The organism is Streptomyces longhuiensis (assembly GCF_020616555.1).
GTDB classification, from domain to species: Bacteria; Actinomycetota; Actinomycetes; order Streptomycetales; family Streptomycetaceae; genus Streptomyces; species Streptomyces longhuiensis.
Genome location: NZ_CP085173.1, coordinates 4,030,853 through 4,043,204 on the forward strand (window position 1 = coordinate 4,030,853; position 12,352 = coordinate 4,043,204).

Consider the following 12,352-nt stretch of genomic DNA (forward strand, 5'->3'; position numbering starts at 1 on the left):
CAGGCCGTAGACCCGTACGCTCCCGCCGACGTCAGCCACCTTGGAGCACCACCTTGCGCGTCGCGGAGGACTGGAGGAGGCGGCCCGCGGCGAGCAGGACGACCGCCCAACCCGCCTGGAAGGCGTACGCCATGAGGACTTCGGCCGCGCCGGAGCGGGCGCCCAGGAGGATGTCCGCCGGCATCTGGAGGAGCGACGCCCACGGCAGCACGCGCGCGATGTCGCCGAGCGCGCCGGGCATCGCGTTGAGCGGCAGCAGCAGCCCCGTGAAGAACATCCCCACCAGACCGCCGAACTGCAGGACACCCGACCCGTCGAGCAGCCAGAACGCGCTCAGCGCCAGCACATAGCGGATCGCGAAACTCACCACCACCGCCAGCACCACCGCCCCCAGGAACTCCAGCCACACCACCGGATCGCCCGGCAGCGCGAGCGGAAAGGCGAGCGCGCCCACCGTCAGGGGCACCAGGCCTCGACTGAACAACTGGAACGCGGCCCGTCCCAAGTCACCGGCCAGGTACCACAGTTGGAGGTCCACGGGCCGGTACAGGTCCACCGCGATGTCGCCGTTACGGATCCGCGCCACCATGTCGACGGCGAACCCCGCGTTGAACATCGACAGGGCCTGCGCGAGCGCCTGCCCGATCCACACGTACGTCAGCGCCTGCGCCTGGTCGTACCCGCCGAGCCCCGGCCGCTCGTCCCACAGCGCGAGGTACGTGTACGCCACGATGAACCCGAAGACGGTGTTCGTGAACACGCCGGCCGCGGTGGCCGACCGGTACGTCGCGTAGCGCCGGAACCCACCGGCCGCGACGGCCGCGTACACCCGGCAGGACCCCACGAACACTCCCCCGCGCTCCCGTCTTCCGTTCCGGACCAAAGCGCAGGAGCCTAGCGGGAGCAGGGAGTACCGTGCCACGCATTTTCCACCCCCTCGGCGCGTGCCACGCCCCGGCCGCACCACCCATCGATGCCAGAGTGTCCGGCAGGAAGTAAAGAGCCGTACGAGGCGTACGTGACGTACGGAGGGAAACAGGAGTTCCACAGGGCATGAGCGACGAGCCGCAGCAGCCGAAGGCCGCAGAGTCCGGGAAAGCCGGGACGCCGGCGAAACGCAAACGCCCCCGGCGCACGGGCTGGCGCCGTCTGATCCCCACTTGGCGCATGGTCCTCGGCACGATCCTCGGCCTCCTGCTCCTGGGCATCGGCCTGTTCGCCCTCGGCTACTACCTCGTCAAGATCCCGCCCGCCAACGCCACCGCCACCGCGCAGAGCAACGTCTACCTGTACGCCGACGGCAGTCAGCTCGCCCGCGACGGCGAGATCAACCGCGAGAACGTCTCCCTCTCCCAGATCCCCGGGACCGTCCAGCACGCCGTACTCGCCGCCGAGGACCGTGACTTCTACAACGAGTCCGCCATCGACCCCAAGGCGATGGTCCGCGCCGCCTGGAACACCGTGACCGGCAAGGGCAAGCAGTCCGGCTCGACGATCACCCAGCAGTACGTGAAGAACTACTACCTGGGCCAGGAACAGACCATCACCCGCAAGGTGAAGGAGTTCTTCATCTCGATCAAGCTGGACCGCGAGGAGAGCAAGGACCACATCCTCGAGGGCTACCTCAACACCAGCTACTTCGGCCGCAACGCCTACGGCATCCAGGCAGCCGCCCAGGCCTACTACGGCGTCGACGTCGAGGACCTCACCACCGCGCAGGGCGCCTACCTCGCGGCCCTCCTCAACGCCCCCAGCTCGTACGACGTCGTCGCCCACCCCGAGAACAAGGCGCAGGCCGTCGCCCGCTGGAACTACGTCCTCGACGGCATGGTCAAGGAACGCTGGCTCAGCGCCGCCGAACGCAGGAAGATGACGTTCCCCATGCCCGACGACGCCAAGGGCCCCGCCGGGATGTCCGGCCAGCGCGGCTACCTCGTCCAGGCCGTCAAGGACTACCTCACGGACAACGGCATCGTCGACGAGGACACCCTGGCCGTCGGCGGCTACCGCATCACCACCACACTCCAGAAGAAGAAGCAGGACGCCTTCGTCAAAGCCGTCGACGACCAGCTGATGTCCAGACTCGACAAGGAGAACCGCGCGGCCGACCGCAACGTCCGCGCCGGCGGCGCCGCCATCGACCCCGCGACCGGCAACGTCCTCGCGATGTACGGCGGCATCGACTACACGAAGCAGTACGTCAACAACGCCACGCGCCGCGACTACCAGGTCGGCTCCACCTTCAAGCCGTTCGTCTTCACCTCGGCCGTGGAGAACGCCTCCACCACCCAGGACGGCCGCACCATCACCCCGAACACCGTCTACGACGGCACCAACGCCCGCCCCGTACAGGGCTGGAGCGGCGGCTACTACGCCCCGGAGAACGAGGACAAGGTCGACTACGGCCCCATCACCGTCCGCACCGCCACCGACAAGTCCGTCAACGCGGTCTACGCACAGATGGCCGTCGACGTCGGCTCCGACAAGGTCAAACAGACCGCCATCGCCCTCGGCCTCCCCAAGAACACCCCCGACCTGACCGAGTCCCCCTCGATCGCGCTCGGCCCGGCCACGGCCAGCGTCCTGGACATGACCGAGGCGTACGCCACCCTCGCCAACCACGGCAGACGCGCCACGTACACCCTCGTCACCGAGGTCAGCAAGGACGGCGAGAAGGTCGACCTGCCGGAGCAGACCACCAGGCGCGCCGTCACCCGCGAGTCCGCCGACACGACGACGTCCGTCCTGCAGAGCGTCGTCGAGGGCGGCACCGGCACCGCCGCCCTCGCCGCGGACCGGCCCGCCGCCGGCAAGACCGGCACCGCCGAGGAGGACACGGCGGCCTGGTTCGCGGGCTACACCCCCGACCTCGCCACCGTCGTCGCCGTCATGGGCCAGAATCCCGACACCGGCGCCCACACCCCGCTCTACGGGGCGCTGGGCCTGGCGCGCATCAACGGCGGCGGCTTCCCGGCGCAGATCTGGGCCCAGTTCACCAAGGACGCGCTCGCGGGCAGCTCCGCCAAGGACTTCGACCTGGACCTGGAGTCCGGCGCCGAACAGCCCGAGATCCCCTCGGCCGCACCCGACGAACCGTCGTCCACCGGACCGACCACCGGCGAGCCCACCAGCGAGCCCCCGTCCGAACCGGCGTCGTCCGGCCCTCCGACCGCACCGTCCACATCGGCGGAGCCCACCCTCGCGACTCCGTCGGAGGAACCGAACCCGACGTCAGGACCGATGAACGAACTGTTCGGCGACCCGGACGCCACCCGCGACTCCGGCTCCGACGAGTGACAGCGCCCCTCAAAGGCCCTAGTGACCCGACGTCGCCTTGAGACCCACGATCGCGACGATCAGCAGCACGATGAAGAAGATCCGCGCGGCCGTCGCCGGCTCCCCGAGCGCCAGCATGCCGACGACGGCGGCACCGGCCGCACCGATGCCCACCCACACGCCGTAAGCCGTACCGATCGGCAGGGTCTTGGCGGCGTAGGAGAGCATCACCATGCTGGCGACGATGCCCGCGCCGGTGAACACGCTCGGCCACAGCCGGGTGAACCCGTCCGTGAACTTCATGCCGATCGACCAGCCGACCTCGAGAAATCCGGCGATCACGATAAGAACCCAGGCCATGACAGGCACCTCCGTCAGTTGGATCAACAGGGGTGCGTCGTCTTTGCGATACCCGGTACGGCGCGTCTCGTCGGGGTCCCTCAAAGGTAGCAAAGAACGCGTAAAAGGGCTGGTGACAAGGGTCACCAGCCCTTTTGCGAAGCCACTACGAGCTGGACTGCTCGACAGGTACAGGTACAGGTACAGGTACAGGCGCAAGAGGTACAGGGACAGCGCCCCTGCGCGTACGGACCTCTACAGGTACGGGCCTCTACAGGTACAGGCCCGTCGAATCCTGGGAGCCCTCGAACCGGTCGGCGGCCACCGCGTGCAGATCGCGCTCACGCATCAGCACGTACGCGACACCCCGCACCTCGACCTCGGCCAGGTCCTCCGGGTCGTACAGCACCCGGTCGCCCGGCTCCACCGTCCGCACGTTCTGCCCGACGGCCACCACGACCGCCCAGGCCAGACGCCGCCCGACCGCCGCGGTCGCCGGAATCAGGATCCCGCCACCGCTGCGCCGCTCGCCCTCGGCGGAGTCCTGCCGCACGAGCACACGGTCGTGCAGCATGCGGATGGGCAACTTGTCGTGCTGGGTGCTGTGCTTCTCGCTGTTGGCGCTCACGCCCCGAACCTACCTGCCGCCGCCATGCCCGTACGCAGCAAGGGTCAGCGCTTGCGGCGCCGCGCGGTCACGGCGAGCAGCCCCACGAGACCGACCACGGCGAGAGCCACGGGCACGATGCGCTCCACACGCGGCGCACCCTCCTCGGAGACGAACTGCGCCTTCACGTCCGACACCAGCCGGTTCGCGCCCACGTAGGCCCGCCCGACGGTGTGGTCGACACTCGAGACGAACTTGGCCTTCGCGTCACCGACGATCGTCTTCGGGTGCACCCGCACCCCGATCTCGTCGAGAGTCTCGGCCAGCGCCTCGCGACGGCGCTTTATGTCCGCCTCGATCTGCGCCGGGGTCCGCGCATCCGACGTTCTCGACGTGTCCGACACCGCGCTGCCTCCGTGGTCGCTGTTGTGGCACTGGTCATGGACAGTCTGTCAGCTCGGCGGCCGCCGCACCCCACGGCACCCCCTATTACGCTCGGGTCCCGTACCCGTATCCCGTACGAGGAGTCCCACCATGAGCGAGCGACTGACGACCGGCGACACCGCCCCCGCCTTCACGCTGCCCGACGCGGACGGCAACGAGGTCTCCCTCGCCGACCACAAGGGCCGCAAGACGATCGTCTACTTCTACCCGGACGCCCTCACCCCCGGCTGCACCAAGCAGGCCTGCGACTTCACGGACAACCTCGACGTCTTCACGGGCGCGGGCTACGACGTGATCGGCATCTCCCCGAACAAGCCGGAGAAGCTCGCGAAGTTCCGCGAGAAGGAAAACCTCAAGGTCACGCTCCTCGGCGACCCCTCGAAGGAGACCCTCGAGGCCTACGGCGCGTACGGCGAGAAGAAGCTCTACGGCAAAACGGTGACGGGCGTGATCCGCTCCACGATCGTCGTGGACGAGGACGGCAAGGTCGAGCGAGCCCTCTACAACGTGAGGGCCACGGGCCACGTAGCGAAGATCATCAAGGATCTCGGAATCTGACGCACCGCGCCGCGGCTCACCGCAGGCCTTCCGGGCACCCGCAGATGTGACGGAAGTCCCCTTCACCGGGGACTTCCGTTTGCGATCGCCACCTCGGAGCAAGTGATCCCCTGGAACTTCGCGTCCAGAGAAGGGATCACTCCATGTCGGGCGTCCTCGACCCAGAGCAGACCGGGGCCGCCGCCGACCCGGCGGCGGTCAAACGCCACAGGACCCTCTTCCGCGCGGTGAGACGCCGGAAGAATCCACCTCTGCGCCGCACGGACATCACCGTCACGGACGAGGCGGCGGTGAAACGGGCCGTCAAGGCGGCCTCGCTCGGCAATGCCATGGAGTGGTTCGACTTCGGCATCTACAGCTACCTCGCCGTCACCATCGGCCACGTCTTCTTCCCCTCCGGGAACGCGACGGTCCAGCTGATCTCGTCCTTCGCGACCTTCGCCGTCTCGTTCCTGGTCCGCCCCATCGGCGGCATGGTGTTCGGCCCCATGGGTGACAAGATCGGCCGCAAGAAGGTCCTCGCGATGACGATGATCCTGATGGCCATCGGCACCTTCGCCATCGGACTGATCCCGTCGTACGCCGTCATCGGCTTCTGGGCACCCGTCCTGCTGATCTTCTTCCGCCTCGTCCAGGGCTTCTCCACGGGCGGCGAATACGGCGGCGCCTCCACGTTCATCGCCGAATACGCACCCGACAAACGCCGCGGCTTCTTCGGCAGCTTCCTGGAGTTCGGCACCCTCGCCGGCTACGTCGGCGCGGCAGGCCTGGTCACCGTCCTGACCACCCTCCTCGGCACCGGGAGCATGGAGTCCTGGGGCTGGCGCGTCCCGTTCCTCGTCGCGGGCCCCATCGGCCTCGTCGGCCTCTACCTCCGGCTGCGCCTCGACGAGACACCCGCCTTCCAGAAACTGGAGGACGAGTCCTCGCACCGGGCGTCGGACGCGGCGTCGAACGTCGAGACCACCGCGAAGGGCGACCTCGCGAAGATCTTCCGCGGCTACTGGCCCACCCTCATCCTGTGCATCTGCCTGGTCGGCGCCTACAACATCACCGACTACATGCTCCTGTCGTACATGCCGACGTACCTGTCCGACGAGATGGGCTACAAGGAGTCCCACGGGCTGCTCATCCTCATCGCCACGATGATCGTCCTCATGCTGGTCATCACCCAGGTCGGCAAACTCTCCGACCGCTTCGGCCGCAAGCCGCTCCTCATGGCGGGGATGCTGGGCTTCCTCCTCCTCTCCATCCCCTCGTTCCTGCTGGTCAAGAACGGCGCCCTGTGGGCGGTCTCGCTCGGCATGCTGCTGCTCGGCCTGTCCCTGGTCTGCATGCTCGGCACGATGTCGGCGGCGCTCCCGGCCCTCTTCCCCACCCAGGTCCGCTACGGCTCGCTCTCCGTGGGCTACAACCTCTCGGCGTCCCTCTTCGGCGGCACGACACCGCTGGTCGTCACCGCCCTGATCAGCGTCACGGGCACGCACATGATGCCCGCGTACTACGCCATGGCGGCGGCCCTGGTCGGCGTCATCGCGGTGGCCTGCATGAAGGAAACGGCCCAACAGCCCCTGGCGGGCTCCCCGCCGTCGGTGGAGACGCAGGAGGAAGCGGCGGAACTGGTCGAGTCCCAGGCCCGCTCCCCGAAGTTCTGACCCGGACGACCCCGCACCCGCCCCTGCGAACGGCCCGCTCCCCTCGGAGCGGGCCGTTCCGCATTTCGTGCGTGACGATCCGATTTTCGGTTCGTTGATCTGTACGAGGTCACGAACGGGCGGGCGAAACAGGAGGGGTGAACATGGCCGGGACTCGGTATACGCGGGAGCTGCTGGAGAGGGCGGCTCGGGAGGCGGAGACGTGGGATGAGGCGGTACGGGTCTGTGGGGGTGAACCGACTCGATACAGCAAGCGTTACCTGCATCAGAAAATGACCGAGGCCGAGATTGACACCTCGCACTTCCGCCACGGGGCAGTACGGCACACAGACGAGGCGCTACGAGCGGCCGTCGCGGAGTCGCGCAGCATCAGGGACGTGGTGCGGCGCTTGGGCATCAACAACGTCGGCGGCAACCAGGCTCACATCGGCCGCCGGATCGCGGCACTCGGGATCGACACCTCGCACTTCGCGCCACCGGCGCACAAGTCCGGTAAGGCTCCAACGAACCCCCTGGCCTTGCGGTCTCCAGAGGATGGGCGGGTTCATGGAGTCCGCCTCCGTCGGGAACTGCTGCGCATCGGCGTGGCGGAGCAGTGCGCGACGTGCGCCCGATCGGAATGGCGCGGACGGCCGATTTCACTTGAGGTCGATCACGTCAGCGGCGAGTGGTGGGACAACCGCCTGGAGAACCTGCGCCTGCTCTGCCCCAACTGCCATGGGGTGACGGACACTTACCGGGGCCGGAAACGGCGATCGGCATGAACGGAAAGTACCCCCGCGAGACCCTCACCGAAGCAGCCAAGGAGTCGACCAGCCTGGTTGACCTGATGCGCCGCGTCGGCGCACCGATGGGGAGCGGGCCTGCCGGCTACCTGCGCAAGCGCCTCGCACACTACGAGATCGACACGTCACACTTCCAGGAGGCGCCTCTCCCTGACCGCCCAAGGAGGTCGTACTCCAAAGAAGTACTGACGGACGCTGCGGCCCACTCGACAAGCATCCGCGAGATGTTCGTCCACATGGGAATCCCACCGGAGGACGGACCGTACTCGCTCATCAAGCAGAAGCTGACCAAGTTCGGCATCGGCACCAGCCACTTCAGACCCGCCGGCGGAGATGCAGCCTCCGCCCTCTTCCCTGAAGAGGAATTCACCCGAGCCGTCGCCGCTTCACGCGGTCTGGCCGAGCTGATGCGCAGGTTGGGCAAGTCCTCGCTCGATGGCAGCGCACGTGCCAAGGCCAAACGCAGCATTGACGAGTACGGACTCTCGACGGAGCACTTCGTCGGGCAGAGCCATCGGGCCGGAACCACGTCGCCAATGCGCAAGGACGCCGACGAGATCTTGGTCCGCCGGAGGCCGGGTTCGCACCGCACGCGTACGCACCTACTGCGCCGGGCACTCGATGAGCTCGGCATGCCACGCGCGTGCGCCGAATGCGGCCTAGGCGAGTTGTGGCAGGGGAAGCGGCTGGTCCTGGAGATCGACCACATCAACGCCGACCCGCTGGACAACCGCCGGGACAACCTGCGCTACCTGTGCCCGAACTGCCACGCGTTCACCAATACCTGGTGTCGCGGCCGGAACAGAGCCCGGTAGCATGTCGGCCGAGCGGCGGTGGCGCAACGGCGACGCAGCAGACTTAGGATCTGTGGCCCGTGACAGGGCTTGAGGGTTCGAATCCCTTCCGCCGCACGGCCAGCGGCCTGCGCTTCAAAGGTATGAGGCGCAGGCCGGTTACTCAGCCCAGCAGTTCCCTCACCACCGGCACCAGCGCCCGAAACGCCTTCCCCCGGTGGGAGATCGCGTTCTTCTCGTCCGGGGTCAGCTCGGCGCAGGTCCGGGTGTCGCCCTCCACCTGGAGGATCGGGTCGTAGCCGAAGCCGTTCGCGCCCGTGGGGCTGTGGCGCAGGGTGCCGCGCAGCTGGCCCTCGACCACGCGCTCCGTACCGTCCGGCAGGGCCAGCGCCGCTGCGCAGGCGAAGTGGGCGCCGCGGTGGGTGTCGGAGTCGATGTCGCCGAGCTGGGCGAGGAGGAGGTCGAGGTTGGCCTTGTCGTCGCCGTGGCGGCCGGCCCAGCGGGCGGAGAAGATGCCGGGCGCTCCGCCGAGTACGTCGACGCACAGGCCCGAGTCGTCGGCGACGGCGGGCAGGCCGGTGGCCTTGGCGAGGGCGTGCGCCTTGAGGAGGGCGTTCTCGGCGAAGGTGACGCCGGTTTCCCTGACGTCGGGGATGTCGGGGTAGGCGTCCGCGCCGACGAGGTCGTGGGGCAGGCCTGCGTCGGCGAGGATCGCCCTGAGTTCGGTGATCTTGCCGGCGTTGCGGGTGGCGAGGATGAGGCGGGTCATGGGGACCAGTATCGCGCCGGCGTTCGTGCCCTCGTCACGGCGTGCAGACCTTGGTCAGTTCGCCGGCGGCGTCGGTGACGGGGGTGATGTCGGGGGTCTCGTCGCCGTTCTTGATGGCCGTACGGACGTTGCCCACGGCCGTATTGAGGTCGTCGACGGCCTTGGAGACGTCGGCGTTGTCGGTCTTGTCGCCGATCTTGTCGAGGTTCTTGTCGATGGAGTCGAGCGCCTTGTCGGCCTGCGCGGGGTCGTTCGTCGCGTTCTCGACGGCCTGCTGGAGGTCGCTGACGCTGTCGGCGATGGAGTCGGCGGTCTGGACGCAGTCGAGCGCCTTGTCGAGCGCGCCGCAGCCGGCGGCGGCCGGTACGGCGATGAGTGCCGCGGTGGCGGCTATGACGGCGATGCGGCGACGGTGGCGTGGGCGCGCGGCCATGGAACGGTCCTCCCCTGTGTGCGGAAACGGGCGTACGGCGAGATGCCGTACGCCCGTCCGTAGTGACGCGGTGGGCGTCTTTCGGGTTGCCACCCTACTTGGCGTGCTCTTTACCTTTGGAGGGTGGCCTCGAGTGCCGCGCGCTGGGCGGTAGCGAGGTCGGCGCAGCCCGAAACGGCCAGGTCGAGAAGGGAGTTGAGTTCGTCGCGGGCGAACGGCTCGGCCTCGGCGGTGCCCTGGACCTCGACGAAGCGGCCGTCGCCGGTGCAGACGACGTTCATGTCGGTGTCGGCGCGTACGTCTTCCTCGTAGCAGAGGTCGAGGAGCGGGATGCCGCCGACGATGCCGACGGAGACGGCGGAGACGGTGCCGGTGAGGGGCTGGCGGCCGGCCTTGATGAGCTTCTTGCCCTGGGCCCAGGTGATGGCGTCGGCGAGGGCGACGTAGGCGCCGGTGATGGCGGCGGTGCGGGTGCCGCCGTCGGCCTGGAGGACGTCGCAGTCGAGGACGATGGTGTTCTCGCCGAGGGCCTTGTAGTCGATGACGGCGCGCAGCGAGCGGCCGATGAGGCGGCTGATTTCGTGGGTGCGGCCGCCGATCTTGCCGCGGACGGATTCGCGGTCGCCGCGGGTGTTGGTGGCGCGGGGGAGCATCGAGTACTCGGCGGTGACCCAGCCTTCGCCGCTGCCCTTGCGCCAGCGGGGGACGCCTTCGGTGACGGAGGCGGTGCAGAAGACCTTGGTGTCGCCGAAGGAGACGAGGACGGAGCCTTCTGCGTGCTTGCTCCACCCTCGTTCGATGGTGATGGGGCGGAGCTGTTCGGGGGTGCGGCCGTCGATGCGAGACATGGCAGTGAGCCTAGCGAAAACGTCGAAGGCCCCGTTCCGGGTGTCCGGTGAGGGGCCTTCTTCGCGCCTAGGCGGGTTGCCCGGCGCTCACATCATGTCTTCGATGTCGGCGGCGATGGGGTCGGCGTCGGTGCCGATGACGACCTGGATGGCGGTGCCCATCTTGACGACGCCGTGGGCGCCGGCGGCCTTCAGGGCGGCCTCGTCGACCTTGCTGGGGTCGATGACCTCGGTGCGCAGGCGGGTGATGCAGCCCTCGACCTCTTCGATGTTGTCGAGCCCGCCGAGCCCGGCGACGATCTTCTCAGCCTTGGTGGCCATGTGGTTCTCCCTGACTTCTCTCTTGGCCCGCCATGGGCCCGCTTTGTCACGGTAACCCACGGTTGGCCCATCTTCACGAGCGGTCATTCAACCCGTGACCAATGATGACGATCACGGCGTCATGCCCTTACAGGCCCGCGCCGACCGACCCGTCCGCGACTGGTCTACACCAGTTTCCCACGACCGCCAAACGTACCGCCCCAGCGCCTTGTTCCGGGAGGACGCCCATGAGCGCCGACAGCGCGGCCGTCTACAGACCCAGCCCGTGGAGCCGCCTTTTCCAGGGTCTGCAGAAGATGGGTCGCAGCCTCCAGCTCCCCATCGCCGTGCTGCCCGCGGCAGGCATCCTCAACCGGCTCGGCCAGCCGGACGTCTTCGGCGACGAGGGCCTGGGGTGGACCGATGTCTCCAGGGTGATGGTCGGTGCGGGTGGCGCCCTGCTCGACGGCGCGCTCGGGCTTCCGCTGCTGTTCTGCATCGGTGTGGCGATCGGCATGGCCAAGAAGTCGGACGGTTCGACGGCGCTCGCGGCGGTCGTCGGCTTCCTCGTCTACTACAACGTCCTGCGCCAGTTCCCCGAGGGATGCCCGGGCGGCTCCAAGGCGGTCACCACCGGGTGCCAGCTGACGGTGGACCACACGGTGGTGGCGTTCACCTACCAGAACCCGGGTGTCTTCGGCGGCATCGTCATGGGCCTGCTCGCCGCCTTCTTCTGGCAGCGTTACCACCGCACCAAACTGGTCGACTGGCTCGGCTTCTTCAACGGCCGCCGCCTCGTCCCGATCATCATGGCCTTCGTCGCCATCGCCGTCGCCGCGATCTGCCTGTGGATCTGGCCGCCGATCGGTGACGCCCTGGAGAGCTTCAGCGACTGGCTCGTGGGCCTGGACTGGCTCGGCTCCGGCATCTTCGGTGTCGCCAACCGCGCGCTGCTGGTGATCGGCCTGCACCAGTTCCTGAACGTGCCCATCTGGTTCCAGTTCGGCACGTACACGAAACCGGACGGCACCGAGGTGCACGGTGACATCAACATGTTCCTGGCGGGCGACCCGAACGCGGGCCAGTTCACCTCGGGCTTCTTCCCCATCATGATGTTCGCGCTGCCGGCCGCGTGCCTGGCGATGACGCACTGCGCGCGCCCGGAGCGCCGCAAGGTGGTCGGCGGTCTGATGCTGTCGGTCGCCCTGACCTCGTTCGTCACCGGCATCACCGAGCCGATCGAGTACTCGTTCCTCTTCGTGGCACCGGTGCTCTACGCGATTCACGCGGTCCTCACCGGCGTATCGATGGCGGTGACGTGGGCGCTGGGCGTGCACGACGGCTTCAGCTTCTCGGCGGGTCTGATCGACTACGTCATCAACTGGAGCCTCGCGACCAAGCCTTGGCTGATCATCCCGATCGGGCTGGCCTTCGCGGCGGTCTACTACGCGATCTTCAGATTCGCGATCACCAAGTTCGATCTGAAGACGCCGGGCCGTGAGCCGGAGGACCAGGTCGAGGACGTCACGAAGGCCTGACACCCG

General features: G+C 68.2%; 14 protein-coding genes, 1 tRNA gene and 1 riboswitch. Of the genes, 7 read left to right on the forward strand and 8 right to left on the reverse strand.

What is annotated here, in order from left to right; translation table 11 throughout:
* Positions 1 to 31 precede the first annotated feature (31 nt).
* Positions 32 to 844: an ABC transporter permease gene (locus tag LGI35_RS18800; protein ID WP_227294970.1), complete on the reverse strand. Its 813-nt coding sequence runs from the start codon at positions 842 to 844 to the stop codon at positions 32 to 34.
* Between the two features lie 209 nt (positions 845 to 1,053).
* On the opposite strand from LGI35_RS18800, the gene LGI35_RS18805 reads away from it, so the two are divergent.
* Entirely contained in the window at positions 1,054 to 3,297 is a 2,244-nt protein-coding gene (locus LGI35_RS18805; protein WP_227294971.1) for a transglycosylase domain-containing protein, read from the forward strand.
* 18 nt (positions 3,298 to 3,315) lie between these two features.
* Here the strand turns inward: LGI35_RS18805 and LGI35_RS18810 are convergent, their stop codons facing one another.
* The 3 genes from LGI35_RS18810 to LGI35_RS18820 form a co-directional block, all read right to left on the reverse strand.
* A complete protein-coding gene (locus tag LGI35_RS18810) occupies positions 3,316 to 3,636 on the reverse strand; it encodes a DMT family transporter (RefSeq protein WP_227294972.1) in 321 nt (106 codons plus the stop codon).
* Positions 3,637 to 3,667: 31 nt separating this feature from the next.
* Positions 3,668 to 3,728, reverse strand: a riboswitch (guanidine-III (ykkC-III) riboswitch).
* A 158-nt stretch (positions 3,729 to 3,886) separates the two neighbouring features.
* Positions 3,887 to 4,243 (reverse strand): GroES family chaperonin, encoded by a 357-nt coding sequence (locus tag LGI35_RS18815; RefSeq protein ID WP_116512770.1) that lies wholly within the window; start codon positions 4,241 to 4,243, stop codon positions 3,887 to 3,889.
* A 44-nt stretch (positions 4,244 to 4,287) separates the two neighbouring features.
* The gene (locus tag LGI35_RS18820) at positions 4,288 to 4,626 is read right to left on the reverse strand and encodes a DUF3618 domain-containing protein (protein ID WP_227294973.1); all 339 of its coding nucleotides are present in this window, start codon (positions 4,624 to 4,626) and stop codon (positions 4,288 to 4,290) included.
* Between the two features lie 130 nt (positions 4,627 to 4,756).
* Between LGI35_RS18820 and bcp the strand changes: the two genes are divergently transcribed.
* The 5 genes from bcp to LGI35_RS18845 all read left to right on the forward strand — a co-directional run bounded on the left by bcp (position 4,757) and on the right by LGI35_RS18845 (position 8,575).
* Entirely contained in the window at positions 4,757 to 5,224 is a 468-nt protein-coding gene (bcp, locus tag LGI35_RS18825) for a thioredoxin-dependent thiol peroxidase (protein ID WP_227294974.1), read from the forward strand.
* A 143-nt stretch (positions 5,225 to 5,367) separates the two neighbouring features.
* Positions 5,368 to 6,879, forward strand: a complete 1,512-nt coding sequence (gene proP, locus LGI35_RS18830; protein ID WP_227294975.1) for a glycine betaine/L-proline transporter ProP — start codon at positions 5,368 to 5,370, stop codon at positions 6,877 to 6,879.
* A 272-nt stretch (positions 6,880 to 7,151) separates the two neighbouring features.
* Entirely contained in the window at positions 7,152 to 7,643 is a 492-nt protein-coding gene (locus LGI35_RS18835; RefSeq protein WP_323182801.1) for an HNH endonuclease signature motif containing protein, read from the forward strand.
* A complete protein-coding gene (locus LGI35_RS18840) occupies positions 7,640 to 8,479 on the forward strand; it encodes an HNH endonuclease (protein ID WP_227294977.1) in 840 nt (279 codons plus the stop codon). Before LGI35_RS18835 ends, LGI35_RS18840 begins: the two co-directional genes overlap by 4 nt.
* 12 nt (positions 8,480 to 8,491) lie before the next feature.
* A tRNA-Leu gene (locus tag LGI35_RS18845) sits at positions 8,492 to 8,575 on the forward strand.
* Positions 8,576 to 8,621: 46 nt separating this feature from the next.
* On the opposite strand, the gene rdgB is transcribed toward LGI35_RS18845, so the two are convergent.
* The 4 genes from rdgB to LGI35_RS18865 form a co-directional block, all read right to left on the reverse strand.
* Positions 8,622 to 9,227 carry an RdgB/HAM1 family non-canonical purine NTP pyrophosphatase gene (gene rdgB, locus LGI35_RS18850; RefSeq protein WP_227294978.1) on the reverse strand — a complete coding sequence of 202 codons (606 nt, stop codon included), beginning with the start codon at positions 9,225 to 9,227 and terminating at the stop codon, positions 8,622 to 8,624.
* Between the two features lie 34 nt (positions 9,228 to 9,261).
* Positions 9,262 to 9,660, reverse strand: coding sequence for a TrbJ/VirB5 family protein (locus LGI35_RS18855; protein ID WP_227294979.1), 399 nt, complete (start codon positions 9,658 to 9,660; stop codon positions 9,262 to 9,264).
* A gap of 110 nt (positions 9,661 to 9,770) precedes the next feature.
* A complete protein-coding gene (gene rph, locus LGI35_RS18860) occupies positions 9,771 to 10,508 on the reverse strand; it encodes a ribonuclease PH (protein ID WP_116512764.1) in 738 nt (245 codons plus the stop codon).
* Between the two features lie 87 nt (positions 10,509 to 10,595).
* Positions 10,596 to 10,916, reverse strand: coding sequence for a PTS sugar transporter subunit IIB (locus LGI35_RS18865; RefSeq protein WP_264484677.1), 321 nt, complete (start codon positions 10,914 to 10,916; stop codon positions 10,596 to 10,598).
* Between the two features lie 140 nt (positions 10,917 to 11,056).
* On the opposite strand from LGI35_RS18865, the gene LGI35_RS18870 reads away from it, so the two are divergent.
* On the forward strand, positions 11,057 to 12,346 hold the full coding sequence (locus LGI35_RS18870; protein WP_227294981.1) for a PTS transporter subunit EIIC: 1,290 nt from the start codon (positions 11,057 to 11,059) through the stop codon (positions 12,344 to 12,346).
* Positions 12,347 to 12,352: the final 6 nt, after the last annotated feature.